The organism is Bradyrhizobium sp. ARR65, from assembly GCF_000472385.1.
Taxonomy (GTDB): Bacteria; Pseudomonadota; Alphaproteobacteria; order Rhizobiales; family Xanthobacteraceae; genus Bradyrhizobium.
Genome location: NZ_AWZU01000054.1, coordinates 32,465 through 51,088, shown reverse-complemented (window position 1 = coordinate 51,088; position 18,624 = coordinate 32,465). Strand labels below are relative to the sequence as shown.

General features: G+C 63.9%; 19 protein-coding genes. 8 read left to right on the top strand and 11 right to left on the bottom strand.

What is annotated here, in order from left to right; translation table 11 throughout:
* Positions 1-196, bottom strand: a 196-nt coding sequence (locus tag F758_RS51465; protein ID WP_024512489.1) for a transposase, incomplete at its 3' end; no start/stop codon positions are given.
* Positions 197-317: 121 nt separating this feature from the next.
* Here F758_RS51465 and F758_RS0136515 point away from each other — a divergent pair.
* The gene (locus F758_RS0136515) at positions 318-662 is read left to right on the top strand and encodes a DUF1491 family protein (RefSeq protein WP_024512488.1); all 345 of its coding nucleotides are present in this window, start codon (positions 318-320) and stop codon (positions 660-662) included.
* 9 nt (positions 663-671) lie between these two features.
* Here the strand turns inward: F758_RS0136515 and F758_RS0136510 are convergent, their stop codons facing one another.
* Positions 672-1,613 (bottom strand): hypothetical protein, encoded by a 942-nt coding sequence (locus F758_RS0136510; protein ID WP_024512487.1) that lies wholly within the window; start codon positions 1,611-1,613, stop codon positions 672-674.
* A gap of 254 nt (positions 1,614-1,867) precedes the next feature.
* Between F758_RS0136510 and F758_RS48620 the strand changes: the two genes are divergently transcribed.
* Both F758_RS48620 and F758_RS0136505 read left to right on the top strand, forming a co-directional pair.
* Positions 1,868-2,056, top strand: coding sequence for a hypothetical protein (locus F758_RS48620; protein WP_084305950.1), 189 nt, complete (start codon positions 1,868-1,870; stop codon positions 2,054-2,056).
* A gap of 19 nt (positions 2,057-2,075) precedes the next feature.
* Entirely contained in the window at positions 2,076-2,837 is a 762-nt protein-coding gene (locus F758_RS0136505) for a hypothetical protein (RefSeq protein WP_024512486.1), read from the top strand.
* A gap of 4 nt (positions 2,838-2,841) precedes the next feature.
* On the opposite strand, the gene F758_RS0136500 is transcribed toward F758_RS0136505, so the two are convergent.
* Complete coding sequence (locus F758_RS0136500) at positions 2,842-3,711, bottom strand: LysR family transcriptional regulator (RefSeq protein ID WP_024512485.1); 870 nt, start codon at positions 3,709-3,711, stop codon at positions 2,842-2,844.
* Between the two features lie 90 nt (positions 3,712-3,801).
* Here F758_RS0136500 and F758_RS0136495 point away from each other — a divergent pair, with 90 nt between their 5' ends.
* Positions 3,802-4,629 (top strand): MBL fold metallo-hydrolase, encoded by an 828-nt coding sequence (locus F758_RS0136495; protein ID WP_024512484.1) that lies wholly within the window; start codon positions 3,802-3,804, stop codon positions 4,627-4,629.
* 191 nt (positions 4,630-4,820) lie between these two features.
* Here F758_RS0136495 and F758_RS0136490 read toward each other — a convergent pair whose 3' ends face one another.
* Genes F758_RS0136490 through F758_RS0136480 form a run of 3 tightly spaced genes read right to left on the bottom strand, consistent with a single transcriptional unit; the run spans position 4,821 to position 8,272 of the window.
* Positions 4,821-5,408, bottom strand: coding sequence for a DUF1254 domain-containing protein (locus tag F758_RS0136490; RefSeq protein ID WP_024512483.1), 588 nt, complete (start codon positions 5,406-5,408; stop codon positions 4,821-4,823).
* On the bottom strand, positions 5,405-5,983 hold the full coding sequence (locus F758_RS0136485; RefSeq protein WP_024512482.1) for a DUF1214 domain-containing protein: 579 nt from the start codon (positions 5,981-5,983) through the stop codon (positions 5,405-5,407). Before F758_RS0136485 ends, F758_RS0136490 begins: the two co-directional genes overlap by 4 nt.
* Before the next feature lie 3 nt (positions 5,984-5,986).
* Positions 5,987-8,272 carry a transglycosylase domain-containing protein gene (locus F758_RS0136480; RefSeq protein WP_024512481.1) on the bottom strand — a complete coding sequence of 762 codons (2,286 nt, stop codon included), beginning with the start codon at positions 8,270-8,272 and terminating at the stop codon, positions 5,987-5,989.
* Positions 8,273-8,557: 285 nt separating this feature from the next.
* Here F758_RS0136480 and F758_RS0136475 point away from each other — a divergent pair, with 285 nt between their 5' ends.
* Both F758_RS0136475 and F758_RS0136470 read left to right on the top strand, forming a co-directional pair.
* The gene (locus tag F758_RS0136475; RefSeq protein WP_024512480.1) at positions 8,558-9,073 is read left to right on the top strand and encodes a YcgN family cysteine cluster protein; all 516 of its coding nucleotides are present in this window, start codon (positions 8,558-8,560) and stop codon (positions 9,071-9,073) included.
* 182 nt (positions 9,074-9,255) lie between these two features.
* On the top strand, positions 9,256-10,839 hold the full coding sequence (locus tag F758_RS0136470; RefSeq protein ID WP_024512479.1) for an MDR family MFS transporter: 1,584 nt from the start codon (positions 9,256-9,258) through the stop codon (positions 10,837-10,839).
* Here the strand turns inward: F758_RS0136470 and F758_RS0136465 are convergent.
* From F758_RS0136465 to F758_RS0136440, 4 genes are all read right to left on the bottom strand, one after another.
* A complete protein-coding gene (locus F758_RS0136465; RefSeq protein WP_024512478.1) occupies positions 10,778-11,692 on the bottom strand; it encodes a DUF2182 domain-containing protein in 915 nt (304 codons plus the stop codon). The genes F758_RS0136470 and F758_RS0136465 overlap by 62 nt on opposite strands.
* 49 nt (positions 11,693-11,741) lie before the next feature.
* Entirely contained in the window at positions 11,742-12,374 is a 633-nt protein-coding gene (locus tag F758_RS0136460; RefSeq protein WP_024512477.1) for a DUF1326 domain-containing protein, read from the bottom strand.
* An 809-nt stretch (positions 12,375-13,183) separates the two neighbouring features.
* Complete coding sequence (locus tag F758_RS0136450) at positions 13,184-14,344, bottom strand: helix-turn-helix transcriptional regulator (RefSeq protein ID WP_035724332.1); 1,161 nt, start codon at positions 14,342-14,344, stop codon at positions 13,184-13,186.
* A 592-nt stretch (positions 14,345-14,936) separates the two neighbouring features.
* Complete coding sequence (locus tag F758_RS0136440) at positions 14,937-16,571, bottom strand: thiamine pyrophosphate-requiring protein (protein WP_024512474.1); 1,635 nt, start codon at positions 16,569-16,571, stop codon at positions 14,937-14,939.
* A gap of 393 nt (positions 16,572-16,964) precedes the next feature.
* On the opposite strand from F758_RS0136440, the gene F758_RS0136435 reads away from it, so the two are divergent.
* The gene (locus F758_RS0136435) at positions 16,965-17,129 is read left to right on the top strand and encodes a Flp family type IVb pilin (RefSeq protein WP_024512473.1); all 165 of its coding nucleotides are present in this window, start codon (positions 16,965-16,967) and stop codon (positions 17,127-17,129) included.
* Between the two features lie 61 nt (positions 17,130-17,190).
* Here the strand turns inward: F758_RS0136435 and ku are convergent, their stop codons facing one another.
* Complete coding sequence (gene ku / locus F758_RS0136430) at positions 17,191-18,150, bottom strand: non-homologous end joining protein Ku (RefSeq protein ID WP_024512472.1); 960 nt, start codon at positions 18,148-18,150, stop codon at positions 17,191-17,193.
* 268 nt (positions 18,151-18,418) lie between these two features.
* Between ku and F758_RS51185 the strand changes: the two genes are divergently transcribed.
* Positions 18,419-18,574, top strand: a complete 156-nt coding sequence (locus F758_RS51185) for a hypothetical protein (protein ID WP_198026648.1) — start codon at positions 18,419-18,421, stop codon at positions 18,572-18,574.
* Positions 18,575-18,624 lie beyond the last annotated feature (50 nt).

The following is an 18,624-nucleotide window of genomic DNA, read 5'->3' as shown; positions in this document are numbered from 1 at the left end:
GATGCTGAGCCGCCACCCGCCCAGGCGCCGTCACGGCTGCAATCGGCTCGACGCTCTTGCGCTCACAAGGCAGCATCAGCCCCGCGCAATAGTCCCGAAGCGGCTGCGCTCGATCCTTGTGCCCAATCACGCTCACCAGGCCATCGACATAAGCGGCAAATCGCGATTCGCTGCTCTTCAACCCCCCGCGAGCCATCCTCAGTCCCTTCCGCTGATCGCAACCTCCCCCAAATACCGGATTCATTGCGGGCCAACACTGTGACTTTCTGACTCAGTAGAACTAGCTTCCGCTGCTGCGCTCGCCTATCGTCCAGCCCATGCGATTAAAGACCAGTATTTGGGTGGCGGCCTATTTGCGCCGCTGCCAGAGCGCGGGCGTGTTCGGCGCGGTGCGACGGCGTGGGGCAGAAGAGGCCGGCGCTGTGTTCGTCAAGGTTGCGACGCTCGACGGCAATGCCATGCTGTATGTGCCGGCGCCGCAGGCCGTCTATGACGACAGCCGGCCGATCGAGCGCTTCTTTGTTCCGGTCGCTGCGGAGGCGTTGCCGGAGCGCGCCGTGGAGGACCGCCTGATCAAGGAGATCCGCTTCGATCCGGACGCATGGATCGTCGAGACCGAAGACAAGGCCGGCCGGCACTTCCTCGATCTCGCGCCGGCGTGATCAGCAACTTTATGAATCATCCGTGCCGGTGCGCACGATCCTGTTGGAGCCGGGCTGTACCGTCTCCTTTGCCGTCGCCGCGGCGAAGCGCGCGCGCTGGCGTTCGTCGTCATAGAGGCTCGGGCGGAATTTCGCGCGGCTGCTTGCCGCCGTCGCGCCGCGCCAGGCCGCGAGCATGATCAGTGCCGATCGTTCGTTCAGATGGTCGTAGAGCCGCGACAGGCGAAACACCCAATGCACGGAGCTGCCGAACGCCGGCTTGAGAAACAACAGCACGCGTTGAAACACCGGGCCTGGCATTGCGAGCGCTCGCATCGCGGTCGCCAGCGGCTCGCCGCTTGCGTCATCGGCAATCTGTGAAGCAATCCGCGCCGGCAGCATCAGGCTCTCGCCGAGCTCCAGCGTGAAATTTTCGAGGTCGGCGGCAAAAGCCGCCATCTCCAGGGTTTCGATGGCGCGTTTGGCGCGCGCCTCCGGAACGCGTGACGCGGCCTTCAATGGTGTGCCGGCGAGGCTATGCAAAATCGAGATGCGCTCGCTGCCGTTCGCCTGAAAAAACATTTCGCAGAGCTCGGCTGCGTCCTTCGGCTGCATCGATAGGCTGCGCATCTGCGCCTCCGCCGGATCCGGCAGGGAGGCGAGCTGGGCGACGAGCGGAATGGATTCGTCGGCGTGAGCGGACTTGATGCCGAGCTTGCGCAGGACTTCCGGCGGCGTGCCCGGATAGGCCTCGAGCCGCGCACGCACGGCGGTGCGCGTGGCATCATCGACTTCATCGATCAGGCGCGAGGTCAGTTCGACAAATTGGCGCGCTTCATCGGAGGAGTGAGCGCTGGTCTGAACATAGAGATCGGTCAGCACGCGCAGCAGGGTGGGCCTGATATCGACGCCCTCGCGACGGGAGAGCGTCATCAACCCGTCGAAGCCCTGAAATAGCGGAAGTCTGGTCATGGCGGCTGTACGCGAAACTGTATCAACTTCGTGCAGAGCCTAAGCAGCTTGCTTTAACAGCTCGTTAAGGATGACGGGCGGTGAAAAGAAACGGTCATTTTGCGGTGTTGTGGCGTTGCCACGCGAGCCTTCTTTGCCGTTACCGCCCGATCGTCGCGACGCCCCATTAAGATGCCATTAACCACGTCCTGATCTTAATGGCCTCGGTAACCGCCGGGTAAGAAGTCCGGGGGCTGAGGTCAGAGAGAGCTGACATGGGGACCATCATTGAATTTCCGGCGTCGCGGCGGCCGGGCTCGCCTGCGGAATTCGCCCCGCGCGAGACGGCCGGCACCGTGGTGATCCTTCCCGTCATTCGCATCGAGCGACAGACTGAGGAGACAAGCGGGGGTAGCGGGCCACAACAAGGCACCGCGACGGGTCGACGGCGCCGTCGGCGCTGAGCGGGCCGGATCGCTCGACATGCCGGAGTCCTCTTCGCCGATCAGGTTCGTTTTGCCGCTATCGATGCTGCTGGCCACGCTCGCGCTTGCGGGTTGCAGCGGCGGCGACTTCTGGCGCACGCGCGATGACATGCGCAACGACGACATGCATAGCTGGATCGGGCGCGAGGCCACCGCCAGCGTCGGCGTCCGCCCGTCCCAATTCCAGCTCACCGAAAGCGAGCGCCAGCTCCGCGATTATGCCTATCCGCTGATCGAGCCGCCGCATTCGCGCCCGGCGTGGAAGAGCGTGTTCGGCGACTACACGCCGATCGCATCGCCCTGGCGGCAGGCGCCGCCCTTCGACCGCACCGCCTACGGGCGCACGCTGATCGACGAGCCGCACCGTACGCATTCCTCGCGCTATGCGCAGTTGATCGACGATGTGCGCGACGACATCACCCGCTTCGAACAGTTCTATTCGACGGCCGTGCATGTCATCGACATGGATCGCAAGCGCAACGCCACCATGGCGCATATGTCGGAGCTGTCGCCGCGCGAGCGCGCCGATGCGGTCGCGCGCATGCAGGAGAACTCGCTGATCGTCCAATGGGTGCAACAGTGCCTGGAGCGCCGCGTCTCGTCCTATCGCTGGGCGTTGGAACGGCTGGTACTGCAGGCCCCGGACCCCATGGCGGCCGATGCCGATCGCTTGATCGGCGAACTCGCCGCGCAAACGGCAAACCCGCCGGTCGCGGCGAGTCCGCCGGTGATCGGCCGGCCGCTGACGACGCGGGGGTAGACCGTCAGCGTCTTGAGATCCGGGTCGGCTCGGCAACACCCTTGTTGCGGCCCTCTCGAGGGCCTCGCTTCTGCAGCCTCGCAATAAAGCTCTTCAGCACATCAGATACGGGCCGCCTAGCATCATAGGCAAGGCCGACGTCGCGTTTGAGCCGCACCTCGATATCGCGGACGACGACATCCGGATGAGCGCGAGCAACGCCTTCGGGGACGATCGCTACACCGACGCCGGCGGCCACCAGCGCCATCGCCCAGTCCTCGGATTCCGCAATGGCTGCAGGTCTGCGCGGTTTGGCGTGACGTCGGAAAAATTCGTTTTGCTCGCAATGGCAGCGGTCGATCATCGCAACACCTTCGAAATCCACTGGCCGCAGCCGCTCCTTCAAAGTGAGGGGATGGGAGGGCGGCAGCGCCGCGACATAGCGTTCGCTCCAGAGCGGCACGAAGTGCTCACCGGCCTCCATCATGCTTTTGGAAATGATCCTCGCGTCCGCTTGCTCGTCCGCGCCGACAAGGCGGAGCGCGATGTCGGGATCGCCGGTGAGCGGCCGCAGCAGGCTGATGATGCGGGGCCGATCAAGCGTGCGCATCAGGCCGAGCGTCAAGCCATGCCGCGACGGCGATGTCCTGAACAGATTTTTGGCCGCGTCCGTCTCATCGATGATGCGCCGGGCAATCGCATGAAATTGTTCGGCGGAGGCTGTCGGCGCGACACCTTTCTTGTGCCGGACGAACAACGTCGTGCCAAGCTCTGCTTCGAGATTGGTGATGGCGGTGGAGATCGAAGGCTGTGAGATGAAACAGCGCTTGGCGGCAGCCGTCAGGTTGCGCTCCTCGAAAACGGCGGCGAAATAGCGGAGCTCGCGGATATCCATAGGCTGTTCCTATTGATAGCATCAAATATCAATATTTTACCTATGATGTGGGGGGTGGCAAGGAGGTGGAGGCTTTGAACGAGGTCTGCCATGCATATCCATCATCTCAACACCGGCACCATGTGCCCGATCGGTCGACGCCTGGTGAATGGCACCGGCAGCATCTTTCAGCGAGCTCGGATGGTCTGCCATTGCCTGCTGCTCGAAACGCAGGACGGTCTCGCCCTGGTCGACACCGGAATCGGGCTTGACGATATCGCAAACCCGATGCGGCTCGGGCGAAGGTGGGTGCGGCAAACCTCGCCGCGGCTTAATCCGGCCGAGGCGGCCGTGCACCAGGTCAAGGCGCTCGGCTATGCGGCGAGCGACGTGCGCCATCTTCTGCTCACGCATCTGGACCGTGATCATGCCGGCGGAATGCCTGACTTTCCCAAGGCCAAGGTGCATGTGCACCGGCGCGAGTACGAGATGGCGGTGCTGGGCAAGCCTGCCGCACCAAAGGGGCGCTATGTGATCGAGCAATGGAAGCACGGACCCGACTGGGCGCTCTATGACGGGGGCGGGGAAGATTGGTTCGGCTTCAAGGCCGTTCGCGCGCTCGGCGATCGCGAGGCGGATATTTTGTTGATCCCGCTACCCGGCCACACGCTTGGTCATTGCGGCGTTGCGGTCCGCGGCAAGGATAAATGGATATTGCATGCGGGCGACGCCTATTTCTTTCATGGCCAATTGCGGGAGAGGGTTCGGATGCCGTTGGTGCTCGGCTATTTCCAGCGCCGCGTCGACATGGACCAGGCGGTGCGCGTCGCCAACCAGGAGCGACTGCGCGCCCTGCAGGCAGCTCACGGGGCGGAAGTCGAGATCATCAACAGCCACGATCCCGTGCATTACGAGAATTGCCGCTGTGGCGGCCATTGAGCAGTGATCTTGATGGATGCTCAAATCCGGTCGCGAGCAAGCGCACCTGGAGTCCTTCCCAAGGCGCCGACGCGAAGCGGCGGCGTCGAAGGCGACGGCCCGACTTTCGCCGCGGAGCTGTTCATCCTTCGCTCGCGCCGCATGACGACGGGACTAGTTAGGGGCTCGTTTCGAGTTAACGCAATCGCGCTCTACCGCCGCGCCTGGGGAGCTTCGGCCTGCTTTGCGGGCTGGTCGGCCTGCACACTGCAGCTTGAGGCGGCGAGCGAGGCCTGTGCCTGCGGCATCAGGCCGGGCTCCGGCGCCAATGCCTTCAGCACGATCAGGCCGGTCGTGGTCGGGGAGTCGATGATCAGGCGGTCGGCCGCGGTGATGTCTTCGTCCTCCGGCAGGTCATTGTGCTGCGCTTCCGTCATCAGATCGAGCTCGATCACCTTCTTGCCGGCCGAACGGTCGTTGATGGCGTAGTAGGCGAGCTCGTTGCGGGTATAGAACGACACGGAGGTGTAGGCTTGGCTGACCGGGACCTTCAGCTTGATCGGCCCGCTCGACAGATCGTAGCGGCAGACCGCGACCGCGAACGCCGGGTCCATATAGGGCATCAGCGTGTTGCCCGGATCGGCCGGCGGAAGCTGCGTGACGGCGTTGAGCTTGGTGAGAGGCGTCAGGCGCGAATAAGCGTCCTGGCTCGCGATCCGCGGCAGCGCCAGCACGCTGACGAGATGCACGACACCGCCGAGCAGCACACCCGCGAGGATGGTGAAGACGAGCCGGATCACGGGCACCCCACTGTGGCAATCGCGGGCATCGGCGCATCGCGCGAGCTGCGCGTCGCGACCCCGACCGGTGTGTCGTAAAGCCTGAGCATCAGCGTATAGCGTTCGATGCCGCCGGTGGGCAGCCAGTTTCCGGCGCGTGAGCGCGAGGCGATGTGGATTTCGAACGAGCCGTCGGCGCTGCGCACGATCTCCTGGCTGGTGAAGCTGTAGCGTTGCAGCGAGTTGGCGACGAGGTGGCCCTTGCTGTCATACAGCGTGAGTGTCCAGAACCGGGCAGGCGGTGTGACGCCGCTCACCACCACGTCACAGCGCCCGTCGAGCGGCCTCTTGCGGTCGTCCCGTCTTGCGGTGAAGGCGATGCCGTCGCCGGTGCCGATCGGCAATTCGCCATTGCGGATCACGGTCGCGCGCGAATAGGGGTCGATGTCGGCGGTGCCGATCTTGGGGCGGGCGGTCCAGGCGCCGATGGTCAGCGTACCGAATTCGGTGCCGCGGGTCGTCGCCATCCAGGTGGCGCCGACGCCGACGACGGCGGCAATGCATAACGCCAGCAGGGTCGAGAAGAGCAGCCGCACGGGTCAGTTCTTGCGCGAGGCCGGCGCGACCTGGTCGCTCGGCGTCGCCGCCGCCAGACTGTCGGGGAAGGGCAGTTCGCTCGATGAGACGGGTTTGACCGGCTTGGAGGGCTCGGTCGCCGAGGTCTTGTCGGCGGCTTTGGCCGCGTCGTCGAGCATCTTCTCCACCTGGACCAGAATATCCGCACCACGCCTGGTCAGCACGGGGGGCGGTCCCGGCTTGATCTCCGGAGCCTTCGGCGCGGCGCGCGCCTCGGTCATGGTCAGCTTTTCAGCTTGCTTGGGCAGCTTCTGGGCGGTGCTGACGCCAGGCAGCTCCCTGATCTCGATACCCTGATGCGCCACCGTCATGATGTCGTGCCAGGTCTGCGCCGGCAGCGAGCCGCCGGTCATGCGATTGGTCGGCGAGTAGTCGTCGTTGCCGTACCAGACCGCGCAGACGAAGTTGCCGGTATACCCGACGAACCAGGCATCGCGGTAATTGTTGGTGGTGCCGGTCTTGCCGGCGGTGGGGATGCCGTCGAGCGCCGCGCGTCGCGCCGTGCCTTCGCTGACCACGTGGCTCATCATCCCCGCCATCTCCTCGGCAATGTTCGGAGGGATAGCCTGCCGCGGCTTCGGGCCGTCACGATCCCAGCGCCACACGAGATCGCCGCCGCCGGTGCGGATCTCCAGCACCGCATGCGGCGTGACGGCCCTGCCTTTGTTCGGGAAGGTGGCGTAGGCCACCGCGTGCTCGAGCACCGTGACCTCGTCGGCGCCGATCGGCAGCGACGGCGTGTCCGGCAGCGGCGCCGTGATGCCGAAGCGGCGCGCCACTTCCACGATCTTGGCGCGACCGGCCTTGGGCCCGCCCTTGCCGCCGAGCGCGATCGAGAGCTTGACGGGAATGACGTTGATCGAGCGGGTGATCGCCTGCGTCAATGTCACCCGGCCGGAATAAGAGTGGCCATAGTTTTGCGGGCACCAATTACCGATGCACACCGGACCATCGACCATGACCGAATCCGGCGTAAAGCCGTTGAGCAGGGCGGTGGTGTAGACATAAGGCTTGAACGAGGAGCCGGGCTGGCGATAGGCGTCGGTCGCGCGGTTGAACTGGCTCGCGCCATAGTCGCGGCCGCCGACCATGGCGCGGATGCCGCCGTCGAGATCGGCGACCACCGTGGCCGCCTGGGTCGCGTGATAATCGCGCCCGAACTGGCGCAGCTCGTTCTCGATGGTCTCATCGGCCGTGTGTTGCACGTTCATGTCGATCGCGGTGCGGACCACGAAGACGCGCTCGTTGTAGGATTTCGGGAACGTGTCGACCAGCTTGCGAACCTCGTCGAAGGCATAGTCGAGATAGTAGTTCGGCGAATTCTCTTCGCGCCGGTCGACCACCGAGGCCGGATTGCGCCGGGCGCCGAACACCTGGCCTTCGGTCATGAAGCCGGCGTCGACCAGATTGTCCAGAACGACGTTGGCGCGGGCACGCGCGGCCGGCAAGTTGATATGCGGCGCGAACTTGGTCGGCGCCTTGAACAGGCCCGCCAGCATCGCCGCTTCCGCGAGATTGATGTCGCGCACCGACTTGTTGAAATAGAAATGGGCCGCGCCGTCGACGCCGAAAGTGCCGCCGCCCATATAGGCGCGGTCGAGATAGAGCTTTAGGATCTCGTTCTTGCTCAGCCGCCACTCCAGCCAGATGGCGAGGAACGCCTCGTTGATCTTGCGCTCGATGGTGCGCTCGTTGGACAGGAACAGGTTCTTGGCGAGCTGCTGCGTGATCGAGGAGCCACCCTGGCGCACGCCACCGGCTTGGGCGTTGGTGACGAGCGCGCGCAGCGTGCCGGCGACGTCAATGCCGAAATGGTCGTAGAAGCGGCGGTCTTCGGTGGCGAGCGTCGCCTTGATCAGATTGTCCGGAAAGTCCTCCAGCGGGATCGAATCGTTGTGCTTGATGCCGCGGCTGCCGATCGGATTGCCGTAGCGGTCGAGGAAGGTCACCGCGAGATCGGACTTCTTCAGCCAATCCTCATCGGAGGTTTCGCGGAAGGCGGGGATCGCCAGCGCCAGCAGCACGATCAGCCCGCCGAGTCCGAGCGTTGCCGCCTCCGACAGCGGCTCGATGAAGACCCAGCGCTGCCAGCGGCCGACATAGAAGCGGTCCATGAAGGTCGAGTAGCGCTCGTAGAGCTCCCTTAAGCCCTTGGCGGAGGAGAACAGCGTCGAATCGAGCCGCGCATCCAGGTCCAGCAGCCGGTGCCGGAGCTTGGTTTTCCAGTCGGGCGGTAGGATCTGGCGCACGTGGATCTTCTATCGGTTCGAAGGCGTTCACGCACCCACCCGGGCGCCGACGAGACGTCTTGCTGCAGTGTTGCGGCAAACCCAAGGCGCTTGTTGCACCTTGAGGGACTCGCCTCTATCTAGCCGAGCGTGGACTATAAACCAATGGCCCGGCTCACGATTTTGATTCCTTAAGAGATAATGCCATTCAAGCTGCCGTGCGGGTGATAAGCCCGCGCCCGCGGCCTGGTCTGACGACCTCAGGTGAGCCGCCAACTCTTTCACGTTACGCCGGAACCGCTTCGCATGACTGCGCCGCCCAAACGCTCCTCGGCCCAAGAGGGATTTTTCTGGAAAACCAAGACGTTGGAGGAGATGTCTGCGGCCGAATGGGAAAGCCTCTGCGACGGCTGCGCGCGCTGCTGCCTGGAGAAACTGGAGGATGAAGACACCGGGCGGATCTATTTCACGCATGTTTCCTGCAAACTTCTGGATGCCGGCCTATGCACTTGCAAGGATTACGCAAACCGTTCCAAACGGGTTCCGGATTGCGTTCGCTTAACGCCTGAGAATGTGCGCACCCTCAATTGGCTGCCGCCGAGCTGTGGTTACCGGCTGGTGGCCGAGGGGCGCGATCTCTATTGGTGGCATCCGCTGATCTCCGGCGACCCCAACACGGTGCATGAAGCCGGGGTTTCGGTGCGCGGACGGGTGGAGGGCACCGAGGAGGAGATCCCCGACGCCGATCTCGAAGATCACATCGTGAGCTGGCCGGCGCTGCTGCCCAAGCGTGCCCGGCTGAAGAAGCGGCCGAAGAGCTGACAAGAGCTGAACCGTAGCTGAACGGCCGCCGCAGTCCTGCGATCACTTGCTCGCGAAGGGTTTCAGGTGGGACCCTCCCATGCGCATAAGGCGCTGCCTCGCGCTGGGTTTAGTTCCTAAATTGGCGGCGAGTTAGCGATTCCGCGCCGTTCCTCTGGCGCTTCCGAATAAAATATTCCGAGATGAACAAGTTTGACCGGCGGGGACATCAACCTGCCGCCTTCGCTTCCTTGCCTGCCGACATCGCGGCCGAGCTGCCGGAACTCCCGCACCGGGTGATGGCTGTTGCCGACGCCCCGTCGATCGCGCCGCGCGCCCCGCTGACGCAGCGCGAGGTGCGCACCATCCTGATGAGCCTCTTGCTGACGATGTTCCTGGCCGCGCTGGACCAGACCATCGTCGCCACCGCGCTGCCGACCATCGGCCGCCAGTTCCAGGATGTCTCCAGCCTATCCTGGGTGATCACCGCCTATCTTCTGGCCTCGACCGCGGTCGCGCCGGTGTTCGGTACGCTGAGCGACATCTATGGCCGGCGCGTCATGATCATCGTGTCCTTGAGCCTGTTCGTGGCCGGCTCGGTGCTGTGTGCGTTGGCGGCGAACATGCCCATCCTGATCCTCGCCCGTGGGCTGCAGGGGCTTGGTGGCGGCGGCATCATGCCGGTGGTGCAGACGGTGATCTCCGACGTGGTGAGCCCGAGGGAGCGCGGCCAATACCAGGCCTATTTCAGTGCGGTCTGGATGATCGCCGGCCTCAGCGGGCCGGTTCTGGGGGGCATTTTCGCCGACCATCTGCACTGGTCGATGATCTTCTGGATCAACGTGCCGCTGGCGCTTGCCGCCCTTGCGCTGCTGTTGCCGAAGATGGGCAAGATTCCGGTCTATCACCGGCTGCGCAAGGTCGACTGGCTCGGCGGCGTGCTGCTGATGGCCTCGGCCGTGGCCTTCATGCTGGTGCTGACCTGGGGCGGCAACCGCTACCAGTGGCTCTCCCCGGCGATCCTGGCGATGGTCGGGGCGGGGGTGGCGCTCGCGCTGGCCTTTGTCTGGCAGGCGGGGCGGACCGACGAGCCGTTCCTGCCGTTGTCGCTGATCGGCGGCTCGGTCGTGCCTTACGGATTGGTCACCAGCGGCTGTGCGCTCGGTGCGATGATCGGGTTGACCGTCCATCTGCCGCTCTATTACGAGGTGGTCTATCATTTGAGCGCCAGCGAGGCCGGGCTTGGGCTCATTCCGCTGGCGGCGATCTCGACATTGGGCGCGGCGACCGCCGGGCGCACCATGGCGCGGGTCAAGCACTACAAGCGGGTGGCGATCGCAGGCGCGATCATCGCCACCTTGGCCGGCGCGGTGATGACGCTGACCACGCTCCCGCTGTGGCTTCTTTTGGTGTTGCTCTCGGTCTTCGGCGTCGGCCTCGGCACCGTGTTTCCGATCACCGTGGTTGCGTTGCAAAACGCGGTGCCGCGCTCGCAGGTCGGCACCATCACCGGCGCAATGAACTTCTTCCGCGCCATGATGTCGTCCTTCACAGTGGCAGTGTTCTCGGCGATCCTGTTGATGGCGCTGGGGTCGGATATTTCGCTCGCCGGCGAGCACCAGGGTTTCGTCGGTTCGATCTCGGCCGGCGACATGGTCATGGCCTTCCGCTACGTCTACGCCGCGGCCACCATCATGCTTGCCATCGCGGCGGTCTGCATGATCGCTATGGAGGAGCGGCCGCTGGCCGGCCCTGCGACGCGAGCGCCAGTGGAGATGGCAGAGTAGGGGCAGAGGCGCGTTCGCCTGCGGAGGCCGCTGCTGCCGGCGCCGAAGACGCCATCCACACTCCCGCGGCGACACAGGCAACGCCGGCGGCGCGCGCGACCCACCGTCCCCATGGCGTAAGCTTCTCCAGAAGCACAAGCAGCGCCAGGAGCGCGATCCAGAGCACGTTCATCACGCCGACCACGAACAGGAGCGCCATCAGGACCCAGCAGCAGCCGACGCAATAGGCTCCGTGGCGCAGCCCCAGCCACAGGCATCCCGGCACATCGCCGCGAAAGCCGCCGTGGCGCATCAGGAATCCGAATGGGGTCCGGCATTGGGCGAGGCAAACGTCCTTGAGCGGCGTCCACTGGTAGACGCCCGCCGCGATCAGCACGACGGCGCCGAGCCAATTGCTGGCGCTTGCCATGCGGGGATCGAGCAGGGCCTCGCGTTCCAGCATCCATTGGACCAGCGTTGCCGCCAGGGAAAAGCCGATCCAGGCCAGGAAGTAGCCGGCGGCGAACCAGCCGGTCGCGGCAAGCGGCTTGCCCGCGATCTTTCCCTGCCGGCCGACGCGGGCGTAGATGAGGATCATCGGCGCCGCGGACGGCGCCATCATGCCGACCATCATCACCGCCCACATGGCAAACACATAGCCGAACTCGATCGCTCGCCATGGCTCGTTGGCCGGCAACATGATGCCAATCCCGGCCGGGATCATGCGGAACCCGGTCATGTCCATGCCGCCCATGTCCATGTCGTTGGCGAGCCAGAGCACATAGGTCCACGCAAGCGCAACGATCGCCGCGAGGGCGCCCGCAACGATGAGGCGATCCCGCCGCAGCACCGTTTCCAGGGTGCCGTCGGTCATATGCTGTGAATCTCACCGGTCCGGCCGACGGACCGTGCCGCAACATGCTTCACGACTGGTTCGACCAGCGGATGGAAGCGTAGAGGCCGTTCTTGCCGGAATTATCCCAGCGCATGCCGTGATCGTTGTACGTGTTGCCGCTGGCTCCGACGGCCATCGCCATCCTATCAGGGCTGACCGGATGGCCGATGTTCGCCCACATCTCCCCACTGGGATGCATGGTCGGCAGCGGATCGACGGACATGTGCAAAATGCCCGGGATTTCGGCGGAGCGGGTCTTGCCGTCGATCCGGAATGTGATTGGGACCTTCCGCACGCCCAGGTTCGTGCTGATCAGCGGTGTGAACGCAGCCATGGGTCCCCCGGCCGCGCCAGTAAAGATCGCACCCAGGGCCTTGGTCTGCTTGTCGTCGGCGCGCTCATCGATATAGGCGGCCACCGACCAATTTCCGTCCGCCATCACCCCGGGCGCGTGGAGCATGACCGCCACATTGAGGTCGTCGAGCGCGATGTCGCCATAGCGGCCGCTGTCGATGTGGAAAAGCAGCGGCACATTGCAGAAGCCCTCGGTCGGTTGCGCGGTCAGGGGGGCGGCTGCCGACACGAGGCAGGGACACACGACGCTGCAGCTACAATTCTCGAAATAGTCACCGGAAAGGTGCCATTGGACCTGATCCGTCATTGCTCTCTCCTGCTGGTCTGAAGCCGACCGGTTGCGCTCGGATGAGCCATACGTGCAGAGATTGTACACTGTTCGGGAAAGTGCCGGAAGCCGATTCCCCTGTGCTAGATTGATTGGTCCGCAGAGGAGCGTCTCCGCTCCTGGTGAAGCTACTCTGAAGTCACGCCAACGATCGCCCGGCGACGCGCGCCGGCTGGCCAGGGTGGATAGCCGCCGGGGTAACGTCCGGCCTGCGGATCAACCGGTTCCGGCCAAGACGTGGTTCGGCTTTCGCCTGGAGAGATCTCAGGCTTGCAAACAGTCAATCGGCATCCATCAGCCAGGATTGATTTCTGCAGCCGAAGAGGCGGCAGCTAGACCCGCCGCGCACGCTGGCTCGGTCCGGCCTGCTGGTCCCGCCACGCGCATAGCAGTCTGCGCGCATTGATCGGGATCAAGAGGCTGTGTAGGATCAAAATCGGCGCCAGATGAAGCAGCCCTGCATAGATAAGGAACGCGACGTTGCTGCAAAGCGCGATCAACCGAAGCGCGACCATGTCCTTCATGTAAAAGGTCAAGAAAACGAGCGACGAGGCAAATAACCGGCGAAATCTACCCACCGCACGGCAGACGTCCCTTGTTCGAAAAGGCGGGCGATTAATCGTCGCCAGGATGAGCGGAGGCGTTCCGTCCGTCATCACCCCAACGGGTGACGACATGGATATTCGCCGTCCTGATCTTACTGCGTCAGTAAACCCTCATGGCGAGGAGGGCGAATGCGTCGTCTCCCGACGCAGCGCAAAGAGTCGAACCGAGCCCGGCTTTCGAAGCTACGAGCTCTTGGAGATGGGCGTCGGCCCGACCGGGATCGATGCCACGAGCCTTGCCAGGGCGGCGGAGGAGCGTACGCCGGCTTTGGCGAACACCTGACGGGCGTGCGTTTTCACTGTGTTCAATGACACGCCGAGCGCGGTTGCAGTTTCGGTGAGGCCGAGGCCGCTCCCTAACAGCGCGGCAACGCGCGTCTCGGCGGGGGTCAGTCCCACCAGCACGCGCAGCCGTTCTGCCTGAGCATGAATAGAGGCCTGCGGGTCGACGATCTGGACCATCACGCGCGCGCTGCCGTCGATCGCGCTCCATGGCGCCAGGGCCGGAGCCGGTAAAGGCGTCACCTGCACCAGCAGCGCACTTCGGCCGGACGGACGCTTGATCTGCAATATGCCCGCGAGATTCTGCGGCTCGCCGCGGGCCACCGCAAGCGCCTGCTTGATGCTGCTCGCGAGCGCTGCGGAATGCTGGCGCGACTGCGCGCCGAGAGTGAGCTGGCCACGCTTGATAATCACGAGCCCGTCGCGCTCACCGAGCAGCGTCTCGGCCGCCGCTGTCATCCCCAGAATGCTGCCGTCGCCGTCCAAAAGAACGATGGCATTCCCGATGCTGGCGAGCAGGCGATCGACCTGTAACTGGCTGGCATTCAATCGGCTCGTCAGCAGCGTGAGATCGATGGCGCGGAACAGATGTGAGATCAGATCGTCGAGACGTGTCGCCGCGCGCTCGACGTTGTCCGCCCGCGGCTTCGAAACATTGAACAGGATGCCGCCGGCGCCCTCCCGAGATAGATCGGAATGCCTTGCGGCGATGATCTCCACGATTCCTTGTGGCGCGAGAATGTCGGCGTAGAAGGCGCTGCGGTGCAGGACCTCTTTGTCGATGAGCGCTGCCGTCACGAGCGCCTTGCCGATCGGAGCGCGCGCGAAGGCGAAGCCATAGGCATTCGCGGTGTGCTGCTGCAGAAAGAGCTCGTTCAGGTCCTCACGCAGGCGCCGGTGGACGATGAAGTTGCCGTTCCGCGATGCGCAGAGGTGCAGCACCATCCCGCTGTCAACCTCAAGGTAGTCGGCGACAAGCTCCAGCACTCCGGCCCAGAGTTCCGGCCGTAGCGCCGCCTGATAGATGGCAGTGACAACGTCGGTATAGCCAGGGCATGGCATGGATCGACGGCCTATCACACGCCGCGGACCGTCATCGGCCGCAGCCGAGTTGTACTGAGCATCACAAGCGGAAGCCGGTCCGGACATCAGCCCGAGCGCATTCTTGCTGACGCCAGGCATTGCTCGTCGCGCGAGCGGCTCCAAGCGTCTGCATATCATGACGCGACAATCGTGACGAATTTTTTACGTCTAGAAAACATCACCCGATCGGGTGATGAAAAAGGCCTCAGAGCGGATCAGTGCGAGCGCGCCGGTTCGCTACGGGCCTCCATTTGGCACCCATGTAGAGGTCGATGCAAAGCTCGGCGGACAATGCCCCGCGAGGATGCGCAGTCATACCTTTCGTCATGCCGGCGAAAGCGGGCATCCAGTACGCTGCGGCTTCTCTGTTGAACACCGAAGTTTCTGGAATGCTGGATCGTCCGATCCCGTCTTCCCCAAAGGCTTCGAGGAGGCTCACGAGTCCAGGGGGCGCCGGAGCTTTGGCGGAGGCGGCAATCCGGACGATGACAGCGGAGTGGCTGCTTGAAAACCGGACTAGAAAAGTGTGCGAATGCGAGTTCGCCGCGTCTTCGACCGGCGAACTCGACCCTCACGTCCCCGGCCGCGCGACCTCGGTCTCCTTGCTGGTGATGAACTCGAGCAGCACGGGAATGCCGGCTTGCGTCTTCTCGATGCCTCGCTTGATCGCGGGGACGATTTCTTCGGGGCGGGTGACGCGCTCGCCGTAGCCGCCGAAGGCGCGCGCCATCGCGGCATAGTCGCCGGAGATGTCGGTCGAGCGGTATTTCTCGGTCGAGATCGGCATCACCTTCAGCTCGATCGCCATGGAAAAGTTGTTCAGCAGGATCGACATGATCGGGATCCGCTCGCGCACCGCGGTCTCGAAATCCATTCCCGTAAAACCGATCGCGGCATCGCCCCAGATATTGATGCAGAGCTTGTCCGGTTTTGCCAGCTTGGCGCCCATGGCAAGGCCGAGGCCGTAGCCGAGCTGGGTGGTCTTGCCCCAGCCGAGATAGGAGAGCGGCTCGACCGCTTTCCAGAACGGCGAGAGCTGGTCGCGCGGACTGCCGGCGTCGTGCGTGATGATGGTGTTTTTCACGTCGACCGTGCGCTGCAGATCCCAGAGCACGCGATAGGGATTGAGCGGCGCGTCGTTGGAGGTGAGCTTGGGCATCCATTTCGCCAGCCACTCCCGATGCGAGGCGGCGATCTCGGCGGCGACGCCGCTCGGGTCGCGATCTGCGGTCACGGTCTTGCCGATCTCGTCGAGCAGCGCATCGAGCACGAGGCCGGCATCGCCGACCAGGCCGATCTTGGCTTCCACATCCTTGTTGAGATGGTTGGGATCGAGCGTCGAATGAATGATCGTCTTGCCCTTAGGCATGGCGATGCCGAAATTGGTTTCGGTGAACGAGCAGCCGATGCCGAAGATCACGTCGGCTTCGCCCAGGAATTTCGGCACGGCGCGCGGCACGGCGAGTCCGCCGGAGCCGAGCGAGAGCGGATGGGTCTCGGGGAAGGACGATTTCCCGCCCAAGCTCGTGGTCACGGGAATGGCGAGCCGCTCGGCGAGCCGGCGGAGCTGCGGCCAGGCGCGCGCGTAGTGCACGCCCTGGCCGGCGTAGATCACCGGGCGCTTCGCATTGATCAGCAGCGCGGCGGCCTCCTTGATGTGGGCGGGGTCGGCGCCGTAGCGCGTGCGCAGCACCGGCGTGTAGTTCAAAGGCTCGGGCACCTCCTCATTCCACATGTCGGAGGGGATTTCGACGATGACAGGTCCGCCGCGGCCGTTCTTCAGCTTCGTGAAAGCGCGGCGGAAGATGTTGCCGACTTCGCTCGCCAGGAAGATTGCTTCGGAGGATTTCGAGAACGCCTTCATGGCCTGGCTGGAGTTGAAGTTCGGCTCGACATTCGCAAGCCGGCGCGCATAGCCCATCGGCAGCACCAGGACCGGGACGGACTCGCCAAAGCATTGCGCGACGCCGCCCATGGCGTTTTCCGCGCCGGGGCCGTGCTGCATGCAGAAGGCGCCGATCTTCTCACCCGAAGTAACGCGCGAGATCGCGTCCGCCATATGCAGCCCGACGCGTTCCTGACGCACCATGATCGGGCGGATGTCGGCATTGGCGGCATATTCGATCAGATGGTTGACCGGATAGCCGCAGAGAATCTCGATGCCTTCGCGCTTGAGGATTTCCGCGATTGCGGTGCCAAGTTTCATGCCCGTCTCTCCCAGAACTGGCCGATTGTCGGCTCGGCCTCTCGAAGGACTAGTAGGAACAGGATTTTCGCGATCGGTAAAGCGCGGCGGCGCTTTCACTGCGAAGCCCTGCTATGCATCCCGGGTGCCGATCGGAAATTCGGGTGCGCCGGTCGACCTCGTAATTCCTGCATCCGGAACGATCCGCTCCGAAGAGCGCCAAGCGGCCCGTAGTGCTGCAAACGATGGTTTCGCGGAGCATCCAGGCATGCGGTTCCTCTGCGAAAGTCCGATGCCGAGATTAACGGACTGTTGAGGCTGTTTTTCAACCTCGGGGAAATCTCTCCAACTCTAGATTGCGCCGCCGTGACCGATGCGGGAGAATCCCGCCAGCAAACGTGGCAGGAGTTTCATGTGCGAAGGCTGATTGCGAAATTCCTGGCGGATCAATCCGGCGCGACGGCCATCGAATATTGCCTGATCGCGGCCGGCATCAGCATCGTCATTGTGGTCGTCATCAGCGGCATCGGTAGCCAGCTCAACACCAAATACGGTGATGTAAACACCGCGCTTCAATGATCAGCCCCGTCGCGGCGAGCCGCGCGACGATGGCGCTGAGCGCGAACTCGTTCCAAAAGGCTCAGCCCGCCTTCCTTGAGCGGGCAGGGGCGCGCGCAGGCTTCTCGGCCTTCCTCGGCTCTTCCTTCTTCGCTTCTTCTTTGGGCTTCTTGCCGCTGATCGGCAGCAGCATTTCGCGCTGGCCTTCGACGCGTTTTTTCGCCCGCTTGCCGCCCTTCGGCTTGGCCGCAGGCGCGCTCTCGCCCGTGCTCGCCAGGCTCCGTTTGAGCGCGTCCATCAGGTTGATGACGTTGCCGCCGGTCTTCGGCGCGGCCTTGGCCGGGATGCGTACGCCGGCGCGTTTCTTGTTGATGAGATCGACCAGCGCCGCCTCGTAATGGTCCTCGAAATTCTCCGGCTCGAACGCGGCGGACTTCTTCTCGACGATATGCTTGGCGAGATCCAGCATGTCCTTGGTGACTTTGACGTCCTGGATGTCGTCGAAATATTCCTTCTCGTCGCGCACCTCGTAAGGATAGCGCAACAGCGTGCCCATCAGGCCCTTGCCGAGCGGCTCCAGCGCGATGATGTGCTCGCGGTTGGTCAGGACCACGCGGCCGATCGCTACCTTGTTCATGCTGCGCACGGTTTCGCGGATCACCGCGAATGCATCATGGCCGACCTTGCCGTCGGGCACGAGGTAGTAGGGGCGGATCAAATAGCGGCTGTCGATCTCGGCCCTCGGCACGAACTCATCGATCTCGATGGTGTGCGTCGATTCCAGTGCGATATCCTCGAGCTCTTCCTTGGTCACCTCGATATAGGTGTCGGTGTCGACCTTGTAGCCCTTGACGATGTCCTCGTTGGCGACTTCCTCGCCCGTATCGGCATCGACCTTGGTGTATTTGATGCGGTGGCCGGTCTTCTTGTTGATCTGGTTGAAAGAGACCTTCTCCGCGTCCGACGTCGCCGGATACAGCGCAACCGGGCAGGTCACCAGAGAAAGCCGCAAAAAACCCTTCCAGTTGGCGCGGGGGGCCATGGCACACTCCAAAACGCACAGGACGACAACCTGTGAGGATAACACCGGGGGGCGGGGAAACAAGCAAATGAACCCAACAATCTCCTAACGACGTTAACCCGGGGTGCGTTGCAGCGGGCTTTGGGAATATCGCCCACGGGCCATCAGGCGTCGTATCGCCGCGCCGCAGAAGCGGAACATCGTCAGCCATCTGGCGTTGCCCATGGCAGGCGGCAAGGATTGCTGATCCTGCCTTTGGGCGAAGCCCAAACGCGGAATCGAGGGCGCGATGGCAAGGACACGAGACCAACGTCAGATCGTCGAAACGCCGACGGAGGCACGTCAGGGCGAGCCTGGCCCGTCGGTTGCCGCCTTGCTTGCGGTGTCGCTGGGGCTCGCGATTCTGATCCTTGCGGTAGTCTGGTTCGTCTTCTTCCGCACCTAGTCGATCGTGCTCCGGCCGAGCAGGCGTCGCGGCGCGACACGCGTACCGCC

Coding starts and splice junctions, on each gene's coding strand:
- F758_RS0136515 (WP_024512488.1), top strand. CDS start 318: ATGCGATTAAAGACCAGTATTTGGGTGGCGGCCTATTTGCGCCGCTGC.
- F758_RS0136510 (WP_024512487.1), bottom strand. CDS start 1,613: ATGACCAGACTTCCGCTATTTCAGGGCTTCGACGGGTTGATGACGCTC.
- F758_RS48620 (WP_084305950.1), top strand. CDS start 1,868: ATGGGGACCATCATTGAATTTCCGGCGTCGCGGCGGCCGGGCTCGCCT.
- F758_RS0136505 (WP_024512486.1), top strand. CDS start 2,076: ATGCCGGAGTCCTCTTCGCCGATCAGGTTCGTTTTGCCGCTATCGATG.
- F758_RS0136500 (WP_024512485.1), bottom strand. CDS start 3,711: ATGGATATCCGCGAGCTCCGCTATTTCGCCGCCGTTTTCGAGGAGCGC.
- F758_RS0136495 (WP_024512484.1), top strand. CDS start 3,802: ATGCATATCCATCATCTCAACACCGGCACCATGTGCCCGATCGGTCGA.
- F758_RS0136475 (WP_024512480.1), top strand. CDS start 8,558: ATGACTGCGCCGCCCAAACGCTCCTCGGCCCAAGAGGGATTTTTCTGG.
- F758_RS0136470 (WP_024512479.1), top strand. CDS start 9,256: ATGAACAAGTTTGACCGGCGGGGACATCAACCTGCCGCCTTCGCTTCC.
- F758_RS0136465 (WP_024512478.1), bottom strand. CDS start 11,692: ATGACCGACGGCACCCTGGAAACGGTGCTGCGGCGGGATCGCCTCATC.
- F758_RS0136460 (WP_024512477.1), bottom strand. CDS start 12,374: ATGACGGATCAGGTCCAATGGCACCTTTCCGGTGACTATTTCGAGAAT.
- F758_RS0136450 (WP_035724332.1), bottom strand. CDS start 14,344: ATGCCATGCCCTGGCTATACCGACGTTGTCACTGCCATCTATCAGGCG.
- F758_RS0136440 (WP_024512474.1), bottom strand. CDS start 16,571: ATGAAACTTGGCACCGCAATCGCGGAAATCCTCAAGCGCGAAGGCATC.
- ku (WP_024512472.1), bottom strand. CDS start 18,150: ATGGCCCCCCGCGCCAACTGGAAGGGTTTTTTGCGGCTTTCTCTGGTG.
- F758_RS51185 (WP_198026648.1), top strand. CDS start 18,419: ATGGCAAGGACACGAGACCAACGTCAGATCGTCGAAACGCCGACGGAG.